General features: G+C 68.9%; 21 protein-coding genes and 1 pseudogene. 6 read left to right on the top strand and 16 right to left on the bottom strand.

Annotated features, from left to right (window positions below; all coding sequences use genetic code 11):
- Positions 1-451: 451 nt before the first annotated feature.
- The 5 genes and pseudogenes from ACSIH6_RS02795 to ACSIH6_RS02775 form a co-directional block, all read right to left on the bottom strand.
- Positions 452-1,108, bottom strand: coding sequence for a response regulator transcription factor (locus ACSIH6_RS02795; protein ID WP_435106226.1), 657 nt, complete (start codon positions 1,106-1,108; stop codon positions 452-454).
- Positions 1,109-1,610: 502 nt separating this feature from the next.
- On the bottom strand, positions 1,611-4,307 hold the full coding sequence (locus tag ACSIH6_RS02790; protein WP_435106224.1) for a glycoside hydrolase family 3 protein: 2,697 nt from the start codon (positions 4,305-4,307) through the stop codon (positions 1,611-1,613).
- A gap of 1,111 nt (positions 4,308-5,418) precedes the next feature.
- Positions 5,419-5,558, bottom strand: a pseudogene (locus tag ACSIH6_RS02785) (VOC family protein); the annotation flags it as partial.
- A gap of 98 nt (positions 5,559-5,656) precedes the next feature.
- Positions 5,657-6,229, bottom strand: coding sequence for an NADPH-dependent F420 reductase (locus ACSIH6_RS02780; RefSeq protein ID WP_435106222.1), 573 nt, complete (start codon positions 6,227-6,229; stop codon positions 5,657-5,659).
- A gap of 40 nt (positions 6,230-6,269) precedes the next feature.
- Positions 6,270-6,683: a DUF6069 family protein gene (locus ACSIH6_RS02775; protein ID WP_435106220.1), complete on the bottom strand. Its 414-nt coding sequence runs from the start codon at positions 6,681-6,683 to the stop codon at positions 6,270-6,272.
- Between the two features lie 81 nt (positions 6,684-6,764).
- Here ACSIH6_RS02775 and ACSIH6_RS02770 point away from each other — a divergent pair, with 81 nt between their 5' ends.
- On the top strand, positions 6,765-7,277 hold the full coding sequence (locus ACSIH6_RS02770; protein ID WP_435106218.1) for a MarR family winged helix-turn-helix transcriptional regulator: 513 nt from the start codon (positions 6,765-6,767) through the stop codon (positions 7,275-7,277).
- A 290-nt stretch (positions 7,278-7,567) separates the two neighbouring features.
- Here ACSIH6_RS02770 and ACSIH6_RS02765 read toward each other — a convergent pair whose 3' ends face one another.
- From ACSIH6_RS02765 to ACSIH6_RS02750, 4 genes are all read right to left on the bottom strand, one after another.
- Complete coding sequence (locus ACSIH6_RS02765; RefSeq protein ID WP_435106216.1) at positions 7,568-8,464, bottom strand: dioxygenase family protein; 897 nt, start codon at positions 8,462-8,464, stop codon at positions 7,568-7,570.
- A gap of 94 nt (positions 8,465-8,558) precedes the next feature.
- Positions 8,559-9,050: a MarR family winged helix-turn-helix transcriptional regulator gene (locus ACSIH6_RS02760; RefSeq protein WP_435106214.1), complete on the bottom strand. Its 492-nt coding sequence runs from the start codon at positions 9,048-9,050 to the stop codon at positions 8,559-8,561.
- Between the two features lie 146 nt (positions 9,051-9,196).
- On the bottom strand, positions 9,197-10,051 hold the full coding sequence (locus ACSIH6_RS02755) for an SDR family oxidoreductase (protein ID WP_435106211.1): 855 nt from the start codon (positions 10,049-10,051) through the stop codon (positions 9,197-9,199).
- A gap of 258 nt (positions 10,052-10,309) precedes the next feature.
- Positions 10,310-10,684 carry a DoxX family protein gene (locus ACSIH6_RS02750; protein ID WP_435106209.1) on the bottom strand — a complete coding sequence of 125 codons (375 nt, stop codon included), beginning with the start codon at positions 10,682-10,684 and terminating at the stop codon, positions 10,310-10,312.
- 254 nt (positions 10,685-10,938) lie between these two features.
- Here ACSIH6_RS02750 and ACSIH6_RS02745 point away from each other — a divergent pair, with 254 nt between their 5' ends.
- Complete coding sequence (locus tag ACSIH6_RS02745; protein ID WP_435106207.1) at positions 10,939-11,226, top strand: tyrosine-type recombinase/integrase; 288 nt, start codon at positions 10,939-10,941, stop codon at positions 11,224-11,226.
- A 535-nt stretch (positions 11,227-11,761) separates the two neighbouring features.
- Here ACSIH6_RS02745 and ACSIH6_RS02740 read toward each other — a convergent pair.
- Positions 11,762-12,883, bottom strand: a complete 1,122-nt coding sequence (locus tag ACSIH6_RS02740; protein WP_435106204.1) for a hypothetical protein — start codon at positions 12,881-12,883, stop codon at positions 11,762-11,764.
- 795 nt (positions 12,884-13,678) lie between these two features.
- On the bottom strand, positions 13,679-14,440 hold the full coding sequence (locus ACSIH6_RS02735; RefSeq protein WP_435106278.1) for a DUF2637 domain-containing protein: 762 nt from the start codon (positions 14,438-14,440) through the stop codon (positions 13,679-13,681).
- Positions 14,441-15,050: 610 nt separating this feature from the next.
- Here ACSIH6_RS02735 and ACSIH6_RS02730 point away from each other — a divergent pair.
- A complete protein-coding gene (locus tag ACSIH6_RS02730; RefSeq protein ID WP_435106202.1) occupies positions 15,051-15,320 on the top strand; it encodes a hypothetical protein in 270 nt (89 codons plus the stop codon).
- Positions 15,321-15,587: 267 nt separating this feature from the next.
- A complete protein-coding gene (locus tag ACSIH6_RS02725; RefSeq protein WP_435106200.1) occupies positions 15,588-16,901 on the top strand; it encodes a tetratricopeptide repeat protein in 1,314 nt (437 codons plus the stop codon).
- Between the two features lie 130 nt (positions 16,902-17,031).
- Here ACSIH6_RS02725 and ACSIH6_RS02720 read toward each other — a convergent pair whose 3' ends face one another.
- The 4 genes from ACSIH6_RS02720 to ACSIH6_RS02705 form a co-directional block, all read right to left on the bottom strand.
- Positions 17,032-18,753: an amidase gene (locus ACSIH6_RS02720; RefSeq protein ID WP_435106199.1), complete on the bottom strand. Its 1,722-nt coding sequence runs from the start codon at positions 18,751-18,753 to the stop codon at positions 17,032-17,034.
- On the bottom strand, positions 18,753-19,829 hold the full coding sequence (locus tag ACSIH6_RS02715) for an agmatine deiminase family protein (RefSeq protein ID WP_435106196.1): 1,077 nt from the start codon (positions 19,827-19,829) through the stop codon (positions 18,753-18,755). Before ACSIH6_RS02715 ends, ACSIH6_RS02720 begins: the two co-directional genes overlap by 1 nt.
- Before the next feature lie 54 nt (positions 19,830-19,883).
- Entirely contained in the window at positions 19,884-21,416 is a 1,533-nt protein-coding gene (locus ACSIH6_RS02710; protein WP_435106194.1) for an APC family permease, read from the bottom strand.
- Between the two features lie 129 nt (positions 21,417-21,545).
- Positions 21,546-22,982 (bottom strand): flavin monoamine oxidase family protein, encoded by a 1,437-nt coding sequence (locus tag ACSIH6_RS02705; RefSeq protein ID WP_435106192.1) that lies wholly within the window; start codon positions 22,980-22,982, stop codon positions 21,546-21,548.
- A gap of 227 nt (positions 22,983-23,209) precedes the next feature.
- On the opposite strand from ACSIH6_RS02705, the gene ACSIH6_RS02700 reads away from it, so the two are divergent.
- Positions 23,210-23,875, top strand: coding sequence for a TetR/AcrR family transcriptional regulator (locus ACSIH6_RS02700; RefSeq protein WP_435106190.1), 666 nt, complete (start codon positions 23,210-23,212; stop codon positions 23,873-23,875).
- A gap of 28 nt (positions 23,876-23,903) precedes the next feature.
- Here ACSIH6_RS02700 and ACSIH6_RS02695 read toward each other — a convergent pair whose 3' ends face one another.
- Positions 23,904-25,337: a gamma-aminobutyraldehyde dehydrogenase gene (locus tag ACSIH6_RS02695; protein ID WP_435106188.1), complete on the bottom strand. Its 1,434-nt coding sequence runs from the start codon at positions 25,335-25,337 to the stop codon at positions 23,904-23,906.
- Positions 25,338-25,620: 283 nt separating this feature from the next.
- Between ACSIH6_RS02695 and ACSIH6_RS02690 the strand changes: the two genes are divergently transcribed.
- Positions 25,621-25,791: a hypothetical protein gene (locus tag ACSIH6_RS02690; protein ID WP_017565250.1), complete on the top strand. Its 171-nt coding sequence runs from the start codon at positions 25,621-25,623 to the stop codon at positions 25,789-25,791.
- Positions 25,792-25,805: the final 14 nt, after the last annotated feature.

Genomic DNA, 25,805 nt, shown 5'->3' with positions numbered 1-25,805 from the left:
AGGCGTCGGTTGAGGGTGGTGGTGGGTGACGGGTGGGCACGAGCGAACCCGCTGGAGACACCACCGTGCCTGCTACAACCCGATTCCCGTGCTTCGGGCGCCCGAACACAAGAAGGACCGCGCCGTAGGCGTCCGTTGAGGGTGGTGGCGGGCGACGGGTGGGACGAAGCGAAGCGGAGGTCCAAAAAACACTGCCTAGAGGCAACCAGTGCCGCCTGACCCGCCCCGGACTCACACCTGACAGGGAGCTGACATGGCGCACGTCACACGAGGGGCCCGGAGTACGCTCCCGGTCTCGGGGCAAAGCGCCTGTTCGGTCCCAGGACGGGGCACGGAGCTGGGGCGACGCTCCCGTCAAGAGCGCACCGCGGCGTATCCCCGCTCCGGAACGAACCGGCGCGGAGCCGGGCACGCCTTCGGCCGCTGCCTCCCTGGGGAGGCCCGTTCGTTCTCAGCGCCGCGGACGGCCGATGGTGTAGCCGAAGCCGCGGTGGGTGCGGACGAGTTCGGCGCCCGTGTCCCCCACCTTGCGCCGCAGGCGCGAGATGAGGCGTTCGATCGCGTTGTCGCCCCGGTACTCGCCCCACAGGTGGTGGGCGATGTGCTCCTTGGACAGGACCCGGCCCGTGTTGAGCAGCAGGTACCGGAGGAGGCGGTACTCGGCGGGGGTGAGGACGAGTTCGCTGTCGCCCCGCCAGGCCCGGCACATGGTGTCGTCCAGGAACAGTTCTCCGTGGCGCAGAACCGGTACCGGCCGGCCCTCACCGCGGCCACGGGTCAGGAGCCAGACCCGGGCCAGGAAGTCGGTGACGCGGAACGGCTTGGTGACGTAGTCCTTCCCGGCCAGACTGACCTCCGGCAGGAGCACCTCCAGCGAGGTGCTCTCGGCCAGGAAGAGCATGGGCGTGTCGTTGTTGCCGTGCCTCCGGCGCGGGATGTCCAGCAGGTCGGAAACGGTCACGTCCACGACGATGAGCCCGTACGGAACCAGTTCCATCCGTTTCAGCGCGGCCGAGGCCGTGGCGACCGTCTCCGCGCTGTAGTGGGCCAGGTCCAGGGTCGGCTCGGCCAGGCCCACCGTGTCGGCGTCGTCCGACACCAGCAGCACACGCACTCCGTCACCGCAGGACAGCGGCCACTGACCGCCCCTGCCCGTGTCGGTGGGAGGAGGATGCGCGGAGTCCGCCGGTCGGCTGGGGGGCGGGGCGTCGTTGAGCCGGTCACGTCCTGGAGCACGGTCGGAGGCGGTGGACGGTACGGCCCGAAGGGGTGCTCGGGTGCGGGTTCCCATGGCAGCCTTTCCGACGAGGTGGTGAGACCCGTGGACGCGACGCCAGCGCCCGCTGAGGCGTTGGTGGCACGGGGGCGCTCCGGCGGAAACGCGACGGGGCCGCCGTGGTTCCCGCAGAGGACGGGACAACTGTAGTGACGACGTACCCGACCGTACGAACGTTCCCCCTCCCGACGCCGATCCCTGTGCACGGAACGGCCGTGTCCGCCCCGCGCGGCTCTCCGCTCGATCAAGGGCGGAGAGCCGGACTTCGCGAAGGCGGGCACGGATCACGGGCGCTCACTGCGCCGTCCCTGTGCTTCCAAGCCCCGTCGTCAGGTCATGAGACCGTCTGCGGGGGTTGGGGAGAGGAGACCGGCCGCCTGAGCACCGCGATGGTGCGCAGGAGATGGGCAACGCTCTCCCGCAACCGGTCGAGCGGCAGGCGACCCGAGGCGACGGCCTCGACGATGGGCCGCGTGTACGTGTCGTCGCGGCTGCCGGGGGTGATCCAGTTGTTGCCGCCGAGCACCATGTCGACGACGTCGCACGTGTCGTAGGACCCCCAGTCGGTCATGACCGCGCCGTCGAACCCGAACTCCTCGCGGAAGACGCCCTCGATGAGTTCGGGGTCCGCGGCGGTGTGCACGCCGTTGACGGCGTTGTACCCGGTCATGATCGTCCTGGCCGGGTGGATACGCATCGCGACCTCGAAGGCCCTGAGGTAGAGCTCGCGCAACGCCCGCTCCGGGATGACCGACTGGTTGCGCTTGCGCGAGGCCTCGGCGTTGTTGGCCGCCACGTGCTTGTAGCAGGCCCCCACACCGGTCGACTCCAGGCCCTCGGCGTAGGAGCCCGCCATGACGCCGGCCAGGATCGGGTCCTCGGAGAAGTACTCGGGGTGGCGACCGTTCAGGGGGTGCCGGTGCAGGTTGAGCGCGGGCGCGAGGATGACGTCCACGTCGAACGCGCGCGCCTCCTCGCCCAGAATGCGGCCGACCTCGCGCGCGAGGTCGCGGTCGAAGGTCGAGCACAGGACGACCGTGGTCGGGAAGCCGATGTTGGGCGTGTACACGTTGACGCCGGAGTTGCCGTCGGCGACCTGGAAATGCGGGATGTCCAGACCCTCGGGTTGGAAGACGATGCCAGCGACACCGGTGCCCTCCATACCCCAGCCGTCCTGGGCGCAGACGGCGAGGCGGGCGAGCTCCTCCACACTGAGGCCGTCGGCGAACACCCCGGCCAGGTCGGGGGCGGAGCACACGTCGGCGAACGTCACCGGTCCGTCGCCATCGCGGGCGGGGCGGGGAGCGGGCTCGAACGGCGGGAGAGGACGTGCCGGAGTGAAGCCCGTCGCGCCCTCCTTGACGCCCGAGCGCTCACCCGTGGGAAACGTGCCCTCGGGGTCGTGCTTGGAGAGCACCGTCACCGGTTCGACCGGCAGCATGCGGTGTTCGACCTCGCGCACGACGACGGGGGCGTCGAGCGTGAACCGTCCCGCCTCCGCGGTGTCGGCGACCGACCTGCCGACGCGGACCACGTACTCCCCCGCGGGGGCCACGAAGGCCGCCGTCGACTCGTCGTAGCTGGTGAGCGTGTCCGCCGGGACCGTGAAGGAGAGGGTTTCGGTCTCGCCGGGGCCGAGCGGGCCGGTCTTACCGAAGTCGACGAGTTCGAGCGCGGGCTGTTCGATCGCGCCGTCGGGCTTGGAGACGTACACCTGCACGACCTCGCGCCCGGCGACGCCGCCGGTGTTGGTGACCGTGGCGGTGAGGCCCAGGGCACCCAGACCCGCGTCCCCGAACGCCGGGGCCGCGAATCCGCCCGACTCCACCGAGAACGTCGTGTAGCTCAGCCCGTACCCGAAGGGGTAGGCCGGTTCGACGTCGAAGGTCGAGAAGTAGCGGTATCCGACGTAGATCCCCTCCTCGTAGACCGTGTCGATCCACACCTGGCTGTCGGCGGTGTAGCGGGGGCTGCCGTCGGCGCAGTCGTGGAAGTTGCGGCTGGCGGGGATGTCGTCGTACGCCCTGGCCCACGTGTCCGGGAGCCTGCCAGAGGGGTTGACCGTGCCGTCGAGCACACGCAGGAGCGCGGGTCCGGCCAGCATGCCGCCGACCCCGGCGAGCACCAGCGCGTCGACGCCGTGGCGGGCGACGAAGGAGGTGTCGATCGGATAGGGCGTGTTGAGGATGACGACCGTGCGGCCGAAGGTCCGCGTGACGGCGCGGACGAGGCGGTCCTCGTCGTCGGACAGGTGGAACTCGCCAGGGGCGGAGCTGTTGTCCATGTTCTCGCCGGACGCCCGGGTCAGGACGACGACGCCGACGTCGTTGGCCGCCTTCGCCCTGGCCAGTACCTCCCCGTCCGGCACCGCGTCACCCGCCGTCTGGTAGAACGCGGACAGTTCCTCGTTGAGCGTGAAGCGCTCGCTGGCCCGGACCGCCTCGCGGAGGCCGATGACGTACCGGGCGTTGATCTTGCCCGCGCCCACCACCGCGGTGCGGTAGGCGTGCAGGGCGTGGCCGAAGACGTTGAGCTGCCCCGGAGCGAGCGGCAGCGTGCCCTCGGCGTTCTCCAGCAGCACGACGCCCTCTTCGGCGACGCGCAGGGCGACCGCCTCGTTCCCGGCGAACGCCGGGTCGGGCTCGCGTCGAGGCCGCGTCCGGATCGTGAGGTCGCGGGGTTCCATGCGGTTGCCGTCGGTGTCGGTGAAGCCCTCGACGCGGAGCGCGTGCTCCCTGCCCGGCACGATCAGCCGTCCGAAGACCTTCACCGCCAGCATCCACAGGCCGCCGACGTGAGCGACGGACTTCAGCGCGTACTCGGCGGGCTCACCGTCGACGGTGACGGTGCCGCGCACCGACGGGTCCATGGGCTTGGAGAAGCTGACGGTCACCGCTCCCCCGAAGTCCCGGTCGAGCATGAACAGCCGCCCGTCCACGTCGTCGACGTCGAACTCCAGCACGGGTTCGCGGGTCAACAGGATCGGGGCGTCGTCCCGCCCGCGCGGGATCGCGGAGAGGAAGTCCATCATCTTTCCCTCTGTTTCTTTCGGTGCTACGGCGAGCGGTGTCGGCTCTGACCTTATTAACGCGCGTTACTAGCAACGTATCGCGCGTCACTTCCCTCCGCAAGCGCTCGTAGGACCGCGCTGCCTCGGGAGATCACCTCCTGCGGGAAGGCATGAGGCCACAGGTCAGACAGGCGTGGTGTTGGCGAGGGGGCGCACGTGCGCCCCCTGGCGACAACGGCCAGCCCGGCGACAAAAGCTCAGAGAGCCTGGGCCTTTGGAAGGAGGGTTCTGACGTCGCGCCGATGATCTGCCCGCAGCCTGACCGCTACCGGCCTGTGCAGGGGTTCGTCTCCCAGGCCGGACGCCAGAGCCCGACGCACGGACGGCTCGGCGTCCGAAGCCAGACGCTCCCCCAAAAAGGGCCACAGATGGGAAACCCGAACCCAGATCACGGCTGAACCGGCACGGACATCGCGGTCGGTGTGAGCGGACAAGAGGGAAAGATCCGTCCGAAAGAGTTCGGCCGGCAGGCGGCTGAGGGTCACGGCGAGCCGATTGCAGGTGAGGCTGTCGGCGTCCCGCAGGAGTGGAGAACGGCGTTCTTGAGAGTGGCGAACTGTCCTTCGTCCGAAGCGAGTGTTTCCGCGGTCTCCCGTGCCTGAGCAGCCAGGGGCGATGGACTCGAGGTGGTCCGAACGAAGGCCGGAGGATCCGCAGAGGAGGCTTCTCGACAGCTCCGGGTCCTCGTAGAGCAGCCGGAGCCCTTCTCCCAGTGCTTCTCTCCCTGTGATGTCTCCCAGAAGAACACCCCGGCATATACACCGAAGCGCCTCCGTCTTGAGGCGGGGGTGAGCACGTGCTGTCACCGCAACCGCCCTCAGCAGCTCCTTGTCCCGCTTGTGGTTCTTCCCCTTGGGCCGATCCAGGCGTGAGAAGGCGTAGTCAAGACAAGCTCGCACGCCTTCCTCAGGCAAGGCGTCCACCAGGGCGGCCACGAGGTCTCCGGTGTTCAGTTTTCTGGTCGATGAACCATCCACCGGAGACCTCACCTACTTCACGGTCACGGCACGTCCGTCACACCGGGCTTCCAGGCGGACCCGGATACCTGGTGCCGAGGCGTAGCTGGTGAGCGTCAGAGTGGGTTGAGGCAGACCTGAGCAGGCAGAGCTCATCGCCTTCGGGGTCAGCTAGGACATGCCACTGCTCCTGCCCCTCCTGCCCGATGTTGACCGGGCGCGCACCGAGCTTCAGGAGGCGTTCGGGCTCTGCGTTCTAGCCGCGGCCGGTGGCGTTGACGTTGATGCCTCGCGCGAGGAGATGTTCGACGGTCAGGCGGCCGAGGCGTCAGGTGGCCTCGGTGACGGCGATGGTCACTTGATCACGCCCAGTCCGCCGGTCCAGCCGATCTGCCCGGTCGCGGCGAGGGACAGTTGCAGGTAGCCGACGGCCTCGAGCTCGCGGGCGCGCGCCAGAGGGCCGGCGTCGGTGGCGTGCACGCCACCCGCAATGATTGCCGTGGTCAGTGCCGTCTTGGCGTCGGCGTCGTCACCGGCGACCAGGACGGTGGTGGTCGTCGCGCCGACGGTCTTGGTGGCGAGCGTCGCGGCGAAGTTCGTGTTGAAGGCCTTCACGACCTTTGACTCCGGAAGCTTGGCGGCAAGGTTTGCAGCACCGCTGCCCGCGGCGAACTCGACCGGAGTGAAGGTCGCGAAGTCGACCGTGTTGGTGATGTCGACGACCGTCTTGCCCGCGAGGTGCGTGCGGTGCTTCTCCGCGATCTCGGGCAACGCCGTGTAGGGGACCGCGAGAACGACGATGTCACCGGCGAACGACGTGGGCTCATCAGAGTGCGCGATGGATTCCACGGTGGCGCCGCCGTCGACGAAGATGCCGGCGATCGCCGTTCCCATGTTGCCGGTACCGAGGATGCTGATGCTGGCCATGATGCTCCTTGGATGGTGTTGTGATGGAGCGCGGGCGTTGTCAGCGCTTGATCGCGCCAAGGCCGAAGAACACGGCGGCGGCGACGACGACGTGCATGAGGGCGAGCGAGATGAAGCCGAGAGCGGCGAAGCCACCGGCCGCCGTCATCGCGATGGTGACGATGGCGAGAACGGATCCCACCCATTGGCCGACGGTGAGCAGCCGCGGCCACCGGCGCGCCAGTAGGGCCGCGACGCCCATGCCGATCAGCATGGGCGCGATGGTCATGAGCAGGACGTTCCCCACTCCGACCGGCGCGGGCATGGTGGAGGCCTCGTAGCTGGCGCCAGCAGCCGCGAACGCGAAGAAGATCGCGACGTTCACGACGGCGGAGGCGAGGATCGCGATAGCGATCGGCAGGACGGCGCCAGGCCGTTGCGTGGCGGTCGCTTCGGGGGTGGTGGTGTGAGACATGATCTCTTCCCATGATTGGTTTGTTTCTGCGGAAAGTAACTATGCCTGGTCCTTAGTTTCCGTGTCAAGTAACATGGGGGCATGAGCCACAACCAGCACCAGCAGCCGAGATGGCTGGGCCAGGAACAGTCGAAGGCGTGGATCGAACTCGCCGGGATGATGATCGCGCTCCCGAGCACCCTGGACGCACAGCTCCAGCGCGACGCCGGCATCAGCCACGTCGAGTACCAGGTGCTGTCCTGGCTCTCGATGTCTCCTGAGCGCACGGCCCGGATGAGCCAGATCGCTGAAATGGCCCACGTCAGGCTTTCACACCTCTCGCGCATAGCGTCTCGGCTCGAGGGCCGTGGCTGGCTCCGGCGGAGGCCGGACCCCGATGACGGCCGAGCCACCCTCGCCGTCCTGACCGACGACGGCTGGGACAAGGTCGTCGCCACCGCTCCCGGCCACGTCGAGGAGGTGCGGCGTCTGGTGTTCGACAACTTGTCGGCGACCCAGGTGCGCCAACTCCAGCAGATCGGCCATCGCGTACTGGAGGCCATTCAGCCGGGCTACTGCCCTCGGCTTCCTCCGGCCACTGCCGACGGGGACTGAGAACCGGCACGGACTCCTAACCGACACGGGCCCCTACCGACCTGCCCGCACATGCGTGCCCACGGAGCAGGCGAGACGACGGCCGGGCAGGGCTCGCTCGAACGGGTAGGTCACGGATCGCGCGGGGGCTCTTGGTGATGTTGTCCGCCCCGTCCACCTTCAGGACGCCGCTGGCCAGGTTCCGCGGGGCCGCCATCGCGCCAGGCGCGCTCCTGCGGTGAACTCGTGGTGGGTGCGCGACTGCCCGACCAGGGGTGGAAGGGTGAAACGAAGGCGGTGAATTCTCGGCTTCAGGCTATTTCGAAGGACCTTTTGGAGAAACCGGACATGTAGCCCTCGATGACGGTCCGGGCGGGCCTTTCGGGATTTTCCGCGGCGCCAAGAGTGATGAAGATCGGGAGGAAGTGGTCCGGGGTGGGGTGGGCGTAGGGCATGCCGGGTGCGCGGGTGGCGTAGGCGGCGAGTTCGTCGACGTCCGCGCGGGCGAGGGAGTCCGCGGTCCACGCGTCGAAGTCGGAGGACCAACTGGGCACGACACCTTCGAACAACATCTCGGGGGTGGCGAAGCGCAAGCCGTGGGTCGTGAATCCGGAGCCGACGACGAGAACGCCTTCGGCACGCAGGGGGGCCAGGCGGCGGCCGAGCGCGAGGAGTCGTCCGGGATCGTGGGTAGGCATGGACATCTGGAGGACGGGGATGTCGGCGAGCGGATACATGGCCATCAGCGGAACCCAGGCGCCGTGGTCCAGGCCCCGGGAGGGGTGCTGGTACAGGGGCTCGCTGTCGGGCATCATCGCGGTGATGCGAGCGGTGAGGCGGCTGGCGTCGGGGGTGCCGTAGCGCATCTGGTAGTAGCGGGGATGGAAACCGCCGAAGTCGTAGACCAGGGGCGTCTGGGCCGCGGGGGCGGACAGCAGAAGCGGGGCGTCCTCCCAGTGCGCGGAGACGATGACGATGGCCTTGGGTTTGGGCATCGACTGGGCCCAGTCGAACAGTTCACGGATCCAGACGGCGTCGTCGAACAGCGGCGGGGCGCCGTGGCTGAGGTAGAGGGAAGGCAGGGGGCCGTCGGCCGGGGTCCACTCCGGTTGGGTGGCCGCCCGGGTGAGGGCTTCGGGGAGGAAAGCGTCATAGGCGCCGGCGGGTGTCTCGGGGCGGAACGGGTCGGTCACGGTGGTCTTCCCCATCTACTGAGGGCACATGTGTGCGGTGGTTCGGGTCTGCTGCATGGTGAGGACTGGTCCTCGTGGCTTACGCTCCGTCGACCGACGGCCGCGCCGGTCAGGTCGTACCCGCTCCCGGACAGGTGCTCTGGGGGCCGATCGCGTTGTTGACGCGGAGGCTGATCTCCCTCAGCTGTTTGTACTGTGCCTTCGTCAGTGAGTCGATGAGGAGGCGTCGTACCTCCGCGACGTGTCCGGGTGCGGTGGCGACGACCTTGTCCCAGCCCGCGTCGGTCAGGACGGCCAGGGTGTACCGGCCGTCCTCGGGGTCGGGCGTGCGGGTGAGCCACCCTTTGCTCTCCAACCGCCTGGCGGTGTGGGAGAGGCGGGAGAGGGAGGATTCGGCGAAGTCGGCGAGATCGCTCATCCGAAGAGTGTGTTCGGGAGCCATGGAGAGGCCCGCGAGGACCTGGTAATCGAAGTGGGAGATACCCGCGTCGCGCTGGAGTTGGGAGTCGAGAGCGGCCGGGAAGCGGACCAGCATACTGGCCATGGCGAGCCAGGTCTCCTGTTCCTCAGCGTCAAGCCAGCGGGGCTCGTCAGGATTCATACCCTTCACCCTAACTTGACAGTTCAAGTCCCACGTGGGTCTGGTCCGAGCCCTGCCCTGCGGACTCGCACCTGCCGCGGAGGCGAACATCCCGTTCTTGTGCCGGGCTCGCCCGCCGGGGCGGGCCCGAACGGCTCTGCCGGGTCTCAGTTGACGAGCGCCTCGGCGAGGGTCTCGCGGAGCGGGGTGGTGGGCCGGTCGATGAGCCGGGACAGGTCGCCGCTGGTGTCCGCCAGCGATCCGTCGGCAGTGCTCGCGTCCATTGCCGCGAACATCTGTGCGACCTCTGGGGGCAGACCGGCCTCCACGAGGGCCTTCACGTGGGTCTCGGCGGGGACGTCGCGGTAGACGACCGAGGTGCCGGTGATCCCGGTGACGTCGGCGGCGAGGTCGGCCATGGTCCAGGAGGTGTCCCCGGACAGTTCGTGGACGGTGTTGCCGTGACCGTCAGAGGTGAGGACCACCGCTGCCGCAGCGGCGTAGTCGGCGCGCGAAGCCGAAGCGACCCGACCCTCGCCCGCACTGCCGATGATCGTGCCGGACACCGTTCCCTGCTGGGCGGCGGGGATGTAGTTCTCGCTGTACCAGCCGTTGCGCAGCAGGCTGTAGGACAGACCGCTGGCCTTGATGGCTTCTTCGGTGGCTTTGTGCTCGGCCGCGACGGCGAGGGTGGAGGTGTCGGCGTGCAGAACGCTGGTGTAGGCGAGCAGGGAGACCCCGGCGTTCCTGGCCGCGTCGATGACCGCCTGGTGCTGCGGGACCCGGCCGCCGATCTCGCTGCCCGAGATCAGCAGGATCCTGTCGGCGCCGGCGACTGCGGCCTGGAGTGTCTCGGGGCGGTCGTAGTCGGCTTCGCGGACCTGCACGCCGCGCTCGGCGAGGTCTGCGGCCTTCGCGGGAGTGCGAACGGCCGCGACGATCTGTTCGGCGGGGACCTTGGTAAGCAGGTTCTCCACGACGAGGCGGCCGAGTTGGCCGGTGGCTGCGGTGACGACGATCATGGTGGAAGGTTCCTTTCGCGGGTCTTGCCCTCAGTCCGCTCCGCGGTCGGGGCGGACTGCGTACTGTCCGGTATCGGACGGGGGTGCGCTCAGTCGTTCACGCTGAAGACGGTCCTTCCGCGCGCGGAGCCGTCGGTGGCCTCGGGGACGGGCGGATCGGAGACGGCGGACCTGGCCTCGCGCGCGGGAGCGTTGCGTGCGCGCACGACAGGCTCCAGAAATCGGTCCTGTGCCGCTCGGGACGTGGTCCTGTCAGGATCAGAAGGAGTAGGGGCCGAACCTGCCCCAGGCCACGACGGCCGCCAGGAGCAGCAGGACGGCGTTCACGGCGACCATCTGGTTCTCCTTGCGGCGGGCGTGGACGATCGCGGCGCCGAGCATCATCACTCCCAACCCCGCAGCCGCCAACGGCGCCAGGATCGGCACGACGCCCAGGACCGGGGGAAGGACCAGCCCGATCGCGCCGAGCACCTCCAGAACACCGATCCCCTTCACCGCACCGGCGGAGAAACCCTCCGTCCAGGCCATGCCCGAGGCGGCCAGCTTCTCCTTCGACTGGATCACCTTCATCAGCCCGGCCAGCAAGAATGTGACGGCCAGCAGACCAGCGATGACCCACAAAACGACGTTCACGAGTGTCGACCCCTCTCCGAATGACTTGAAGCTTCAACAGAAAACTAGAGGAGTTCACTTGAACTGTCAAGTGACTCCTGTCGACACCGCGGACGAGATCCCCGCGATCCACGTGTGCACGTCGGTACGCGGCGACGGGGACACCAAGACCCGACGGTCACGGTGCTCCCGGATCTGCCCACCATCGCCGTCACGGCGGTCAACGCCCATCGGGTGACGCAGGCCCGTGAACGCCTCGTGGCGGCCGGGGGCTGGTGTTCTGCACTGGCAACGGAACACCGCTGGATCGCCACAATGTCCTACGGGATCTGAGAAGGATCAGCAGAAGGGCAGGACTCAACGACAAGGAATGGACCGCGCGCGAGCTGCGGCACACGTTCGTGTCCCTGCTGTCGGACCACGGTGTGAGCATCGAGGAGATCTCACTGCTCGTGGGACACGACGGCACCGACACCACCGAACGCGTCTACCGCCACCAGCTGAGACCGGTGCGCCGCTCCGCAGCTAAGGCCATGGACAACGTCCTCAACGACGTGGGCTGACGGTCCGCATGCCCCGGTTACAGCCCCGCTTCCACCCCACCGGGAACGCAGAAAGGGGCCCACCTTCCGGTGGACCCCTCGCTGACCTGCTACTTCTTTGTCGGGACGGCGGGATGTGAACCCACGACCCCTTGACCCCCAGTCAAGCTGCACCAAGCCGCTGGGGGGCGGGGAAGGTCGCTCGACAACACGAAAAACCCGGCCAGGACGCCGCGAGTCCTGTCCACCGGACAACGGGAACGGTCACCGAGGGGCGCCCACGGGCGTCCCTCTTTCAACCCCACCTCCACCCCACCAGGAGTTCTCCTGTCTTCCACTTGGCGGGCAGAGGCCTCATGGAACGCTGCGTCATGCGATGGGTGACAGTCGAGGGTGACCGAGCGGCCCTGGCACACCTGTCATCCCGTTATGCCTGCGCAGAAAGTGCTCAGACGTCCCCGCGGGGCGGCCCCGTCCTGCCAGACCGCCCACAGCCAGACCCGTGCTGCTCCACCAGAGCCCCTCAACAGGTTTTCCCACCTCTCCGACAGCGTCTCTAGGGCTTGAGGCGGCGGATCGCCAGCACGGATCCGTCTGGCCGCACAGAGACCGCACCCTCCCAGGACCGGTCCCACCGCGCGTAAGGATGACGCTCGTACTGGGCATCGACTTCGCGTCGGTACTTGTCCACGCGGCCCTGCGCAAGGGCGTTGAACAGGTCTTCGGCGAGTCCAGAAAAGGCCTCGACGCGGTCACCGTTGAGGCGGAACACGTGTTCGGTTCCCACACAAGGGATACCGAGAAGCGTGTCTTTTATGTTTCGGACACTGCTGATAGCGGCATGCGACTGCCGTGTGTAGTACTCACGCCCCTGATGCTTGGTGAGGTGGGGCGCGGTAGCACTACTGTCACCGGTGAAAGCCACCAGTCCGGCGGCGTCCGTACGGGCCAGGACCGTCCGGAACCACCCGGTGTGCTGGGAGAGCACGTGAAAGCCGGGCAGACCTTCCTCCGGGGTGCCGCCTTCGGCTGGTTTGGTGATCTGAGGGGGCATGGAGCGGTCACGCGACGAGGAGTTCAACTCCTCCTCCCCTGCCGGAAGGACTCCCCCGTCGCCGTCCGCGGCAAGCGCGTGTACGACGATCGACCCCTTCATGCTCAGTTCCGTGCTCAGAACCAGGGCCGGGGTCTCGTTCCACGGGCCGATGTGCACCGCCTCCACGTGGGCCGAAGCGGAGGCCAGTTGCGGATACGAAGAACTCTGACGACCGTGGTGCCCCTTGCAGACGACGGGGAGGACCTTGGCCCGCTCCCCCGGCCTCCACACCTCGGCGAAGAAACGAGGACGGTACCGCAGACCCGTCAGCGGCCATCCGGCACGCAGGGCGACTTCCGCGGGGACGATGGAGACACGGTGGTCTCGATAGCGCTCCCGGAGGATGTGTTCGGCGGCCACGACCCCGAAACCGACGCCGAGTTCGTGGGCCTGGACTGTCTTGTGCTGGCGCTGGGTGGACCGCCCCTCCGATGACAGGGTCATGTGGTCCTGCTTCCGGCTCCCGTCCAGTGCCAGCACGTACTTCAGGCAGCCCCAGTGCTCGGCGAGCCCCCGGGCCGATCCCTGCCTGTCCAGAGAGATCGCCCTTCCCAGAGCATGGAGAACGCTCAGAGGAGCCACACCAACGGATGCCCTCTTCATCTGGGGAAGAGGGGCGAGTCGTGGTTTCCGGCGCGGCGGTTCCTGTTGCTTTTCCTTGTGGCGCTCGTCGTCCCGGGTGATCGCCGTTCCCACCTTTCCAGCGAGGTGGTCCCCTGAACTCACTGCCACGGACGACGAATCAACAAGACGTCGCAGGGTCGCTTCCAGCTCAGACAAAGAGGCTCCTGACGCGCTACCGGTTCACCAGCTTCAGAGCGAGATTATGTGACCGACAGCAGGAATCCACAAGAGCAGACGAGGAACATAACCCGCATAAGCAATGGCCCATATTGAAGTATGGCCAACTTCAGACTACTTCCGCCCCTGCAACACCATCAGCCTCATGCTTCTCAAAAGCTCATTCCGAAGTCTCTGTTGGGCGATGCCTCGAGCGATTACTCACGCCGTGGCATCTATACGGCACGAAGTCCCCAGTCAGCCCACTAGAGGCATGACTGGCCGACATCCAGGAATTATCCACCCATGTCATGACAAGGCAGCATTGATGTCTCATCATGAAGACCGCTGCGCTCTTTGATGGCCGTGACATACAGGGTTATGGCCGCTGTCACGCTAGAAGCACTGCTTCACAGTAACCAAACAGAGAACTCCCATAGAAATAGACTGCGATTTCCAGCCTTCCACGAAAAGACGACAGTTCGCCACCTACTCGCGCTGTTCAACTGCGAGGAATGACTCCGCGGCGCACCAGACAGAGACGAAAGGGCCACTCTTCGCACTGGCGAGAAACGCTCTCTCTCCATCCAGAGCACATCAGGCATCCATGAGCAAGCTTCCCGCCTTGCTATTCCCTGAACGATTTCCGCAGAGATCAGCGCGAGCGCCTTGGCGCTGCCCCTGTTGTTTGACCAACCGACCCCAGCGCTCCTTACGCTCGAAGCGCGCCGCGATCTCTCGACCGCTCGGCAACTCACCCGTTTCCCGTTGGCGTTCCAGAGCCCACCGCCATGCCCGAGCCTGGAACGGCGACAGGACCGTCTCCTCAGAAACCGCGGCATCTCTACCGTGCAGGACTTGGAGATCAGCGCTCCGCGAAGTACCCGATCCGACAGCGGTGTGTTCTTCCGGAGCCTCCGTCCCTGAGGCCAACGAGCGAGCCTGCTCATCGTCTGTGGACCCAGTGCGTACGCTCCGCGCCACGGTGCGGAACTCGCGCATGAGCAGTTCGTACGCACCGATCAGCGCGAAGCTCGGCCAGGCGTGGATGATCCTAGACCACAGTGTGGGGTCGGCCACCGCGACATTGGCAGCCAGGGAGGCGCCCGACCCGACGATCAACAGAGTCCACGGCAGCAGACCGCCCTTGCGGCCGTTGCGGGCGTCGCTCAACAGCGTCATCGACGCGCCCACGATCATCCCGTCCACCGACAGCGGAAACAGGGCCGCGCGCCACTCGGGCTCACCATGACGCAGCGCGAGTTCGTACATGTGGGAGTAGGACACCACCGCGGCGATCAGTGCCAGGACCAGCACCGCGCCCACCGTGACCCATCGCGACCATGTGGAGGCCGCCATCGTCATTCACCATCCCTCACAGGTCAGGGACCGTGTGAGGGAGCCATTCGCAAGGTGAGTACTACCTTGTTGGGTCTGTCCCTGCCCTTTCCGGGCCGGGATGGAGACAGCCGCACCGCCTCCACACCATGGAGACGAAATGGAGACCGCAAGATCTCCCAACCGCTCCTAACAGCCTCGAACGGCTCCCGGGGACGGCCTCTGAACTGCTCATACGCGGAATGGCGCAGGTCACCCAAACCCCGAACCTACCTTGACACGGTAGAGGTCACAGGTTCGAATCCTGTATCGCCCACCAGCATCACCCCGGGTCAGAGGGTTATCTGACATGTAGGTAAAGAACGTTCGGCCCAGACTGGGAGATGTCTGGGAGATCGTCTTCGAAGCGGGTTCCTCTCGGAGCCCGCTTTCGCTGTTTCCACGGTAGAGCTCTTCGAGGGCGCCTTCAGCAAGCCCCTGGGTTGACGGGTGCTCCGCCCGGGGACGGGCCCCGACCCCACACGGGTGGGCGCGGCTCGGTGTTCGGGAAGCGTGAGCCCGATCGTGGGAGGGAAGAAGGAACCGGGGACACTCGTGGCCCGTCCCGCCCCCTGGAAGGAGCCACTTCAACATGACGAGAAGACGACGGCGCTTCGCCGGCATCGTCCTGGGCATCGTGGTCCTCGGAACCCTCATGGCGGGGATCTCTCTCATCCCGGACCCCTCGGGGATCTGGCCCTACGTGATCGCCGGTGCGGCGTTCCTCGTCGCCCTGCCCACCCAACCCCTGGGCACCCTGTTCGAGGGATGGATGGAACGCCGTCGCAAGGAGATGGAGACCGAGCGCAGGGCTGAACGGGTCCCCGAACGCGACCGTGTCCGGGACTGGACGGACGGGTGAGCGCTCGGGGTGCGCAGGGCGAAGCAGTCCGGCGCGCGGGAGGAGCCGATGCCCTCCTACGTACCGCGCTCCTTCGACGCGGCGCTGGACCGCGCGATCCTGGCGGGCGGACTGGTCGTCCTCGAAGGCGAGTCCGTGTAGGGCAAGACGCGGTCGGCCTACGAGGCGATTCGCCGGACCGTCCCCGACCGCCGCCTGATCGTCCCGAGCGACGAACAGTCCCTGACGGCCATCGCCGATCTGTCCGCGTCGCCCCGGAACACGGTGGTGTGGCTGGACGAGGTGGACCGCTACCTCGCCGCAGGCTGTCTGTCCCGCGTGGGCGAGAGGACCTACGAGCCATTCCACCACCTGGTCTCCCACGTACTCCAGGAACCGGACGCGGCCGAGGTCCCCGAGGTGGTGTGGAGCCTGATCCCGCACCGGATCCCGTTGGCGTACCTGTCGACCTTCGGCTTCGCCGCCTACGAGACCGAACGGTTCACCGTCGCCGAGCACGCCTGGGCGCGGTTCCTCGAACGCTTCCCGAAGCACCCGGAGGCCAACCTCGGCAAGGCCCTCCTGACGTTGAGGTCGGGTGACCGGTCGGGGGCCCTCCCCTTCCTGCGGCAGGCGGTCGCGGACGAGGATCCCCGGGCGATGGCGCGTCTGGGTGCGGTGCTCGCGCGGATCGCCCTGGACGGAGAGGACCCTTCCGCGGCGGACGAGGCCGGCGACTGGCTGCGCCGGGCCCACGACGCGGGAGAGAGGACAGAGGCCCACCTGGCGGGGCTCCTGGCCTACCGGGCGTGCGACGAGAGCGGGGCGCTGTTCTGGTTCGACGTGGCAGCCGAACAGGGCGACGGGAACGCGATGTTCCTGCACGCCTGCTTGGAGACGTGGGGGGTCGACGAACGTCGGCTCCTGCGGCTGCTCGACGAGTTCCTGGGCGAGGAGGACAGGCCCGAGAAGCTCCACGAACTCCTCGCGGGCCTGCCCCATAACCGGGCGGAACGTTCAGGCGACCGGCTCTCCTTCCGGAAGAGCAGGTGGGGAAGCAAGGCCGCCGCTGGAAACGTGCACGCTATGTACCTGATGGGCCGCTCCCTGGAGGCCAGAAGACGTTGGAAGGGCGCGCTCATCCTGCACCAGAGGGCGGCGCAGAAGGGATCCCTCGCCTCGGCCCGGCGCGTACCCCCCGTCTACAGGGCGTTGAACCAGCATCAGCGCGCCAGCGCCTGGAGGGAGGCCGTCTCCCGTACTGCCGCCACGGGCGCGGCGGTCAGCGGTGTGGGCGCTCTCGCCGAACAGATCTTCCATGAGTACGAGAACTCCGGTTCCAAGGGCGGCGCGGAGACGATCACTGTCGCCGACGCGGAGGAGTGGACCGCCGGGCGCGCGGGGTGGGGTGGTGGGACCCCGTCGTACCCGGGTCACCGGTCGTCCAGGGGTTCCTCGGTCTCCGGCGACTCCTCGCACAGTTCGCCGTACGCCTCCGACAGCTCCCCGTTCCACGAATCCCCGTACTCCGGCGGCTCCTCGTCCCGCGACTCGTCGTCCTCCTCCGGGGGTTCCTCGTCCTACGGAGGCGATGACTACTGAGCCCTGCTCCCCGCGAGGGGAGCGGAACCGGGTCCGCCCGGGGCACGCTGGGCGGACGTGCCCGACCATCATGAAAGGCCCCGCGACGGAACGGCGGATGCTCATCGGCACCGGCCCCTCCCCCGGCCGGTCAGGACAGGCGCGGGGTCCGGGGCGGCTCCTGACGGCGGTTCCCGGTCGCCTCGAAGGCCGCCGCGATCCTGAGCAGGCGCGCGTCGTCGTAGGCGCGTCCGGCGAAGGTCAGCCCCACCGGCATGCCCGTGTCGGGCATCGTGCCCATCGGCACCGTCACCGTGGGGATGCCCAGGTGGCGCCAGACGAGGTTGCCGTTGGCGACCCACACACCGTTGCGCCACGCGATGTCGGCGGACTCGGGGTTCACGTCGGAGTCGGCCGGCGCGACGTCGGCCACGGCGGGGAAGGCGATCGCGTCCAGCCCCAGGCGGTCCAGCCAGTCCTCGAAGTCGACCCGGCGCGTCCTCTCCAGGCCTCTGAGCCCCTCCTCCAGGTGCGGGATCTCGGTGAGGGAGGTGGTCCCCGTACGGCGCGCGAACTCCGGATAGACGGCGATGTCGTCGTCGAACCCGTCGTAGCGGTCCGGGAGGGTGCCCGGCTCGTGCGGGAAGATCCGGGCGCCGTCGACCTGCTTCAGGTCGTTCAGACGGGGGTCGCCGTTGGCGCGCAGGAAGTCCTGCCAGGCCCAGGCGGAGAGGTCGAGGATCTCACGGTGGAGGTACTCCGGGCTCACCAGCCCGCGGGTCCTGATGGTGGGGGCGCCCGGCCGATCCCCCTCGTAGTTGGTCACCACGGGAAGGTCCGTCTCCCGCACGAGGGCGCCGAACCCCTCCAGGTCGGCCCGCGCCCGTTCCCACAGCCGCAGCACGCTCGGCCGGGTGAGCACCGGTCGTCCCGTGGGACCGCCGATGCCGGGGTGCTCCGCGGTGCCGGCCGCGGGGTCCTCGCCGATGTAGAGCCGCGGGGCTCCGATCCGCAGGCCCTCCAGGACCGTCCGCGCCCGCTCCGGGCCCTCGCAGCCCAGGTCGGTGAAGGACTCCGGCCGGACCCGCGAGGCCGCCGGGACGTCGATCCAGGGCTGGCTGCGCCAGAAGTCCCCGCGCGGTTCGGCGTCGTCGGCGACGATCACCTCCAGGAGCTCCAGCATGTCGGTCATGGTGCGGGTGTGGGGCACCACGACGTCCATGGTGGGCACCAGCGGCCAGTTCCCCCGGATGGAGATCACCCCCCAGGACGGGGTGTAGGCGCAGAGGGCGTTGTTGGAGGCGGGCGCGCGCCCGGAGGACCAGGTCTCCTCCGCCAGCCCGAAGGCCGCGAAGCTGGCGGCCGTGGCCGTGCCCGAGCCGTTGGAGGAGCCCGAGGCGAAGGCCGAGGTCAGGTAGTCCCCGTTGTAGGGGCTCTCGGCACGCCCGTAGACACCGCGCTGCATGCCCCCGTTGGCCATGGGCGGCATGTTGGTCAGTCCGATCAGCACGGCCCCGCTCTCCCGCAGGCACTGCGCCGTGAACGAGTCGCGCTGGGCGACGAGGTCCTCGAACGCGGGCGACCCGGCCGCGACCGTCAGCCCGCGCACCTGGTAGCTGTCCTTGGCGGTGTAGGGAATCCCGTCGAGCGGCCCCAGGGTCCGCCCGCGCGCCCGCCGGGCGTCGGAGGCACGGGCCTCCTCGATGGCACGGGGGTTCATCACCACCACGGCGTTGAGCGTGGTCCCGGCGTGGTCGTAGGCGGCGATGCGCGCCAGGTAGCAGTGCACCAGCGCCTCACTGGTGACCCGCCCCCGCTCGAGGTCCTCGCGCAACCGCGGGATCGTGGCCTCGACGACGTCGTAGGGCTCCATCAGAGTGTCCTCCCCTGCTCGCGGCTGGTCGGCTGTTGTTGGGTGATGCAGTGGATGCCGCCGCCGAAACGGAAGATGTCGCGGGCGTCGACCTGTGCGATGTCGCGCCCCGGGTAGGCCTCGGCCAGGATCCGCGCGGCGTCCTCGTCCCGCGGGTCGTCGAAGGCGCACAGCACCACGACCCCGTTGGCGACGTAGTGGTTGATGTAGGACCAGTCGACGAACTCCCCGTCCTCGTCGGTCAGGGTCTCGGGTGCCGGCACGTCGACGACGCGCAGCGGGTTGCCGCGCCCGTCGACGGCGCCTTCCAGGACCCGGCGCAGGCACCGCGTGACCTCGTGGTCCGGGTGTCGGGGGTCGTCCTGCCGGTGGAGCAGCACGGTGCCCGACTCGGTGAAGCTCGCCACGATGTCGACGTGTCCCCTGGTGCCGAACTCGCCGTAGTCGCGGGTCAGCCCCCGGGGCAGCCAGACGGCGTGACCCGTGCCCAGCCTCGCGTAGACCTCCGCCTCGATGTCGCCCTTGCTCAGCCCCGGATTGCGCGCCGCGTCCAACTGGACGGTCTCGGTCAGCAGGACCGTGCCGGAGGCGTCGACGCAGAAGCCGCCCCCCTCGTTGACCAGGCTGCTCGGGATCCGGGGCACCCCGGCGAGCTCGGCCATCCCGCGTCCCACGAGCCGATCCGACTCCCAAACCGCCCACCGCTGGGCGCCCCAGCCGTTGAAGGTCCAGTCGACGCCGAGCACCCGCCCGTCGGGACCGTGGACGAAGGTCAGGCCGGTGTCCCGGAGCCAGGCGTCGTCCAGGGGCACCACCGCGGTGTCCACGCCCGGACCGAGCAGCGCTGCGGCCTGCTCGGCGTCCCCGGGCGCGACCACCACGGTCACCGGCTCGTACCCGGCGACCGTGCGGGCCACCGCCGTCCAGGCCGCGCGCGCACGGCTCAGGGTCTCGCTTCCGGGCGGGCCGAAGGTCTCGTTGGCCGGGGGGAAGGCCATCCAGGTGCGTTCGTGAGGCGCCCACTCCGGGGGCATCACCGTGGCGGACGGCTCCTCGGCGCAGCTGTGAGCGAACATGTCAGTCCTTGTCGTCGAACGGGGCGCCGGAGCGGTGGGGTCCGGGCCGGGGCGTCAGTCCTGCGTGGGGTACTCCGTGGTCACGAACCGGCGCCGGAAGAACTCGGGGCTGCGCAGGTACTGGACGACCATGGCCACACCCCCCAGGGCGAAGATGGCGACGCCCAGGACGAACACCAGCCCGACGCCGCCGATCTGCGATCCGGAGCCGTAGGAGGGGTCCATGGAGTCCCAGGCGGTCTGGAAGAAGAAGACGAGCAGCAGGAGCCCGCCGAGCAGGGGTGCCACCAGCTTGGTCACCAGGCTGCCCAACGACGCGGTCGCCTCGCGTCGGAAGTACCAGACGCAGGCGAGGGCGGTCACCCCGTAGTAGAAGCAGACCATCATGCCCAGCGTGGTGATCGTGTCCCACAGGACGTTCTCGGAGAGCACCCGCATGACCGCGTAGAAGACGGAGGCGATGACCACCGCCACGACGGTGGCGTAGCCGGGGGTGCGGTGCACCGGGCTGACCCGCGCGTACCTGGGGGAGAGTGCTCCGTAGTGGCCCATGGCGAGCATCGTCCGCGCCGGCGAGATCATCGTGGACTGCAGCGAGGAGGCCGACGAGGACAGCACCGCCAGGGACATCAGGACGGCGAAGGGGCCCATGACCGGGCCGGCCAGCGCGGCGAAGACGTTCTCCTGGATGTCGGGGTTGCCCAGCCCGAACTCACCGGTGGAGACCCCCGCGAAGGAGAGCGTGGCCACGGACACCACGGTGTAGAGGGCGACGATCACGAGGATGGTGACGATGGCGGCCTTGCCCGGGGTCGTCGTCGTGCCGCGGCTCTCCTCGTTCATGGTCACGACCACGTCCCAGCCCCAGTAGACGAAGACCGAGAGGGCGACACCGGCGGCGAAGGCGGAGAAGGACTCGACGCCGAACGGGTTGAACCACTCGAGCCGCACGGCCGTGGCGTCGAACCCGGACCCGGAGGTGGCCTGGGCGAGCGCGGCGACCGAGAACCACACCAGCACGACGACCTGGAACGAGACCAGGACGTACTGGAACGTCTTGGTGGCCTCCAGCCCCCGGTAGGAGATCCAGGCCGCGAGGGCCATGAAGGCCAGGCAGGTCACGATGTTGACCGGGACGTTGCGGGTGAGGCCGGCGATCCACTCCTGACCGCTCAGCTGCGAGATCGCCAGGTAGAAGAAGTCGACGGCGATCCCGGCGAGGTTGGACAGCACCAGGATGGTCGCTGCCAGCAGACACCAGCTGGCCATCCACCCCACCCAGGGGCCGAAGGCCCGGGAGGCCCAGGTGAAGGTGGTGCCCGAGTCGGGCATCGCCCTGTTGAGCTGGCGGTAGCCGATCGCCACCAGCAGCATCGGGACGAAGCCGACCAGCAGGATCGCGGGCAGGTGCTCACCGACCGCGGAGGCCGTGGGGCCCAGGGTCCCCGAGAGGGTGTAGGCCGGGGCGATGGTGGAGACGCCGATGACCAGGCCTCCCAGGAGCCCGATCGCTCCCTTGCTGAGGCCCTTCTGGTGGGTCGGGGCGTCGCCGCCCGCCTTCGCGGGCTGTCCTGTCGTGTCCGTCATGGGTTTTCCTGTCGTCGCCGGAGTCGGTCTCGGCGCCGGTGGGCCGGCGCCGCGGGAACCGGTGAGCCGCGCGGAGCGCGCTCACCAGGGGGTGGGGTTCGTGCGCGGTGCGCCGGCCCCGGGAGCCGATCACCTGACCGGCGCCGCACCCGCGCCGAGGGGAGCACCGAGGACCTCCTCGGCCGCACGCCTGCCCTGGCGGAGGGCGCCGTCGACGTGCTGGTAGCCCTCGGCCGCGAGGTCCGAGCAGGCCCAGTGGAGGGGGCCCACGGGCTCCCTCTGGTCGGCTCCGTAGCGGTGCAGGCCTCCGAGGTCGAAGCTGGCCGCGTACGCGCCGCGGGTCCACTCCTCGGAGGCGAAGTCGGACTCGAAGTAGACGAGGGGCTCGAGCGCCTCGTCGCCGAGGTAGTTCGCGAGCGAGCGCAGGATCGCGCTCCGGCGCTCCTCGGCGTCCTGACGCAGGAGGCCGTCGGCGAGCTCGTCCGAGACGAAGGCGACCAGGGTCCCGCGCGTGTCCCCGTGGTTGGTGTTGTCGTAGACCTCCTGGCACAGCTCCTTCGCGCCGAAGCCGGTGCCGGAGAGCCCCCGGTCCCGCCAGAACGGGGTCTCGTAGACCGCGTGGACCTTGATGACCAGGCCCATCGAGGTGTGCTGGTGCATCTGCTGCTGCAACCACGGGAGCGCGGGCTCGAAGGAGATGCGCGAGTAGAGGTTGGGCGGCACGGCCACGACCACGCGGCGGGCCCGCACGGTGACGCGGTCGGACCAGACCGTGACCCGGCCGCCGTCGTCCCCGTCGTGCCCGGCGCCCTCGCTCCAGCGGATGGTCCTGACCGGACTCTCCAGGAACACCGTGCCGTCCTCGAGCGCGTCGGCCATCGTCTCGGAGACGGACTGCATGCCCCCGACGACACGGCGGTCGAGGATGAAGTCCTCGTCCACGAGGTGGGAGAAGGATCCGGCCGAGGCGGCCATGAGGACCGCCTGCAACGCCGAGAACGCGTGGGCGGGCTTGGTCAGCATGCCCCCGGCCATGAAGATGCCGATGTTCTCCCGGGCGGCCTCGTCGTCGCTCTGGCGGCGCAGCCACTCGGTGAAGGAGACGGTGTCGAGCTCACGGGCGCGGGGGTGGTCCCAGGGGCGCTCCGCGCCGATGTCCGCGGCGAGCTCGTCCAGGGCCGCGATGATGCGCTTGGTCTCCGCCACGGTCGCCTCGCCCGCGGGGAACATGTCCCCCGTGTACTCGTGCCGGGAGCCGTCCGGGGCGAGGTAGACGTTGGCCCCCTCCCGGTGGCGCGGGAAGGTGCTCATGCCCAGCTCGTCGAGGAGGCCGAGCAGCTCGGTCTGGTCGGGCGAGACCCACTGTCCCCCCACCTCCAGGAAGGCGCCCTCGACCTGCCGGGACCATGTGCGGCCGCCCACGCGGTCTCGGGCCTCCAGGACCGCGACGGACCGGCCCGCGGCCTGGAGTGTGCGCGCGGCCATCAGTCCGGCCGGTCCGGCGCCCACGACCACGACGTCGCGTTCGAGCGTCTCGGCGCTGCCGATGACGTGTGTGCCACTCATGGGTGTGTTCCTCCGTACATCAAAATGAACATGATTCATTAATGGACAAGACGGCTCCGCTGTCAAGAGGTGTGAGCCGAAGAAAACGGTCGATGACATGGGCCGATGGCACGGGTTGGCCGCCGGGCGCGGTCATCCGACCGCCCAGACCCGGTGTGGTTACGGCGCTTCTAGACTTGGGGAGGACCGTTTCGGTGCCCCACGGCGACAACAGAGGGAAGGCGTCATTGAGTCAGCAACCGCCCAGCGGACGAAGCAGGGGCAGACCTTCCTCGCCGATCCTGTCCCGCGAACGCGTCGCGCAGGACGCGATCCGCATCGTGGTCGACCGGGGCTACCAGCACCTGACCATGGCGTCGCTGGCGCGTGAGCTCGGGGTCTCCGCCTCGGCGCTCTACAACCACGTCTCCTCCAAGCGTGACGTGCTGGTGCTGGTCCAGGACCGCATCAACGAGCAGATCGACTGCTCCTCCTTCGCCACGAAGTCCTGGGACCAGGCGCTGCGGGACTGGGCGCACTCCTACCGGCTCTGCTTCGCGCAGCACACCGAGCTCATTCCGCTCATGGCGGTCCTCCCCGTCGCGGACTCGCCCCAGACGCTGCGGATGTACGAACGGGTCGCCCGCGGCCTGAGTGAGGCCGGGATCGTCGGCGCGGACGCCGTGGACATCATCGTCGGCATCGAGGCGCTCGTCTTCGGGGCCGCCTACGACGCGTCCGCACCGACGGACATCTTCGACCCCGGCGACCTCCAGGACCTGGCTCCGACCTTCACCCGGTTCGTGGCGCAGCGGCCGCGGGACCCCCGCGCGGCCGCCGACCGGGCCTTCGAGCTCGCGCTCGACGCGCTGATCGGCGGTCTGCGCGAGAGGTTCGCCGACGCCACCGGCTGAGGGGCGGTACCGCCGCGGGCGTGCCGTCTCAGACCTGGAGCGCGTGCATGACGTGCTTGACCCGGGTGTACTCCTCCACCGAGTACAGCGAGAGGTCCTTGCCGTACCCGGACGACTTGAAACCGCCGTGGGGCATCTCCGCGGTGAGCAGCACGTGCGTGTTCACCCACACGCAGCCGAAGTCGAGCGCGCGCGTGAGGCGCATCGCGGTGCCGTGGTCGGAGGTCCAGACGCTGGAGGCCAGCGCGTAGTCCACCCCGTTGGCCAACGCCACGGCCTCCTGTTCCGACTCGAAGGCCTGCACCGTCAGGACCGGGCCGAAGGTCTCCTCCTGGACCAGCTCGTCGCTCTGGCGGACACCGGTGACGACCGTCGGCTCGAAGAAGTAGCCTTCGGCGCCGTCGACCGGTCCTCCCCCGGTCACCACGGTGGCGTGGTCGGGGAGCCTGCTCAGCTTGTCCCTGACCGTCTCGAAGTGCCTCGCGTTGTTCAGCGGGCCGAAGTCGTTCTCCGCCTCGTCGGCGTGCCCGGTGGCGGTCCCGCGGGCCGCGTCCGCGAGCAGCTCCACGAGCCGGTCGTGCGCGCTGCCCTCGACCAGCACACGGGTGACGGCGGTGCAGTCCTGTCCGGCGTTGAACGTCGCGAATTCGACGAGCGCCTTGGCCGTCGCGGGCAGGTCGGCGTCGGCGAACACCACGGCGGGCGCCTTGCCGCCGAGTTCGAGGTGCCCCCGCTTGAGGCCCTTGGCCGCGGACGCGGCCACCTGGCGGCCCGCGCGCACCGAGCCCGTGAGCGAGACCATGGCCGGTTCGGGGTGCTCCACCATGAGCTCCCCGGTGCCGGCGTCGCCCAGGACCACGTTGACCACCCCCGGGGGGAAGATCTCCCCGATGAGCCGCGCCAGGACCAGCGTCGACTCGGGGGTGGTGTCCGAGGGCTTGAGCACGACGCAGTTGCCCGCGGCCAGCGCCGGTCCGAGCTTCCACACCGCCATGAGCAGGGGGTAGTTCCACGGGGTCACCTGCGCCACGACGCCGACCGGCTCCCGTCGGACGTAGGAGGTGTGGCCCTCCATGTACTCCGTCGCCGCGCGCCCCTCCAGCGTGCGGGCGGCGCCCGCGAAGAAGCGCAGGTGGTCCACGCCCATCCCGACCTCCTCCTCGGAGATCACCCGGCGCGGCTGGCCGGTGTTGCGGTGCTGGGCCTCGACGAGCTCGCCGGTGTGGGCTTCCACCGCGTCGGCGAGCTTCAGCAGCAGGCGCTGCCGCTCGGCCGGAACGACGTCCCTCCAGCCGTCGAAGGCGTCACGGGCCGCGGCGAACGCGCTGTCGACGTCGACGTGGTCGGAGACGGGCGACACCGCGACGACGCTCCCGTCCGACGGGTTGACGACGTCGATGCTCCCCTGCCCGTGGGCGTCGACGAACCCACCGTTGACGTAATTCCTGAGACGGCTGCCCATGAGGTCTCCTCGGCCGCGTAGAAAAATGATCCTCGTTCATTTTAGGGGCGCGCGGAGTGATCGGCAACACATCGTCCGGTGCGGATCAATCGTCACCCGTTCGCCGGACCGGGCAGGCAGGGCACGAAACAAGGCCTGGGGCCTCTACCTGACCCACGCCTGAGCCGCCCGCAGACGGGCCGGGCGCCGCTGGGAGGCCGTACCGGCGCGTCCGGGACGACAGTGTGGTTACACGCGCGGCCGGAGGGTACACGAACACCACCCCGACCCCCCGGAGGCAACCGTGTTCGCCACCATCGCCGCCGTCCTGTTCGGACTCGCCCTGCTGCTGGAGCTGCTCGGAGAGAACATCCAGGACCTGGTCACCACCACGACCCTCACCCTCGCCGGGCTGCTGTTCCTCGCGCTGCACGCGGGGGGCTACGGCTCGGGCTGGGGACGCAAACGCCGGTGAGACCGCGGGACCGC

It is taken from the genome of Nocardiopsis synnemataformans (assembly GCF_965343085.1).
In the GTDB taxonomy this organism is placed as follows: Bacteria; Actinomycetota; Actinomycetes; order Streptosporangiales; family Streptosporangiaceae; genus Nocardiopsis; species Nocardiopsis alborubida.
This window is presented reverse-complemented; position numbering and strand designations above follow the sequence as displayed.

Bases quoted from the DNA above. Each gene is read 5' to 3' on its own strand.
- ACSIH6_RS02790 (WP_435106224.1), bottom strand. From the start codon at position 4,307: ATGATGGACTTCCTCTCCGCGATCCCGCGCGGGCGGGACGACGCCCCG.
- ACSIH6_RS02780 (WP_435106222.1), bottom strand. From the start codon at position 6,229: ATGGCCAGCATCAGCATCCTCGGTACCGGCAACATGGGAACGGCGATC.
- ACSIH6_RS02775 (WP_435106220.1), bottom strand. From the start codon at position 6,683: ATGTCTCACACCACCACCCCCGAAGCGACCGCCACGCAACGGCCTGGC.
- ACSIH6_RS02770 (WP_435106218.1), top strand. From the start codon at position 6,765: ATGAGCCACAACCAGCACCAGCAGCCGAGATGGCTGGGCCAGGAACAG.
- ACSIH6_RS02765 (WP_435106216.1), bottom strand. From the start codon at position 8,464: ATGGGGAAGACCACCGTGACCGACCCGTTCCGCCCCGAGACACCCGCC.
- ACSIH6_RS02760 (WP_435106214.1), bottom strand. From the start codon at position 9,050: ATGAATCCTGACGAGCCCCGCTGGCTTGACGCTGAGGAACAGGAGACC.
- ACSIH6_RS02755 (WP_435106211.1), bottom strand. From the start codon at position 10,051: ATGATCGTCGTCACCGCAGCCACCGGCCAACTCGGCCGCCTCGTCGTG.
- ACSIH6_RS02735 (WP_435106278.1), bottom strand. From the start codon at position 14,440: ATGGCGGCCTCCACATGGTCGCGATGGGTCACGGTGGGCGCGGTGCTG.
- ACSIH6_RS02730 (WP_435106202.1), top strand. From the start codon at position 15,051: ATGACGAGAAGACGACGGCGCTTCGCCGGCATCGTCCTGGGCATCGTG.
- ACSIH6_RS02720 (WP_435106199.1), bottom strand. From the start codon at position 18,753: ATGGAGCCCTACGACGTCGTCGAGGCCACGATCCCGCGGTTGCGCGAG.
- ACSIH6_RS02715 (WP_435106196.1), bottom strand. From the start codon at position 19,829: ATGTTCGCTCACAGCTGCGCCGAGGAGCCGTCCGCCACGGTGATGCCC.
- ACSIH6_RS02710 (WP_435106194.1), bottom strand. From the start codon at position 21,416: ATGACGGACACGACAGGACAGCCCGCGAAGGCGGGCGGCGACGCCCCG.
- ACSIH6_RS02705 (WP_435106192.1), bottom strand. From the start codon at position 22,982: ATGAGTGGCACACACGTCATCGGCAGCGCCGAGACGCTCGAACGCGAC.
- ACSIH6_RS02695 (WP_435106188.1), bottom strand. From the start codon at position 25,337: ATGGGCAGCCGTCTCAGGAATTACGTCAACGGTGGGTTCGTCGACGCC.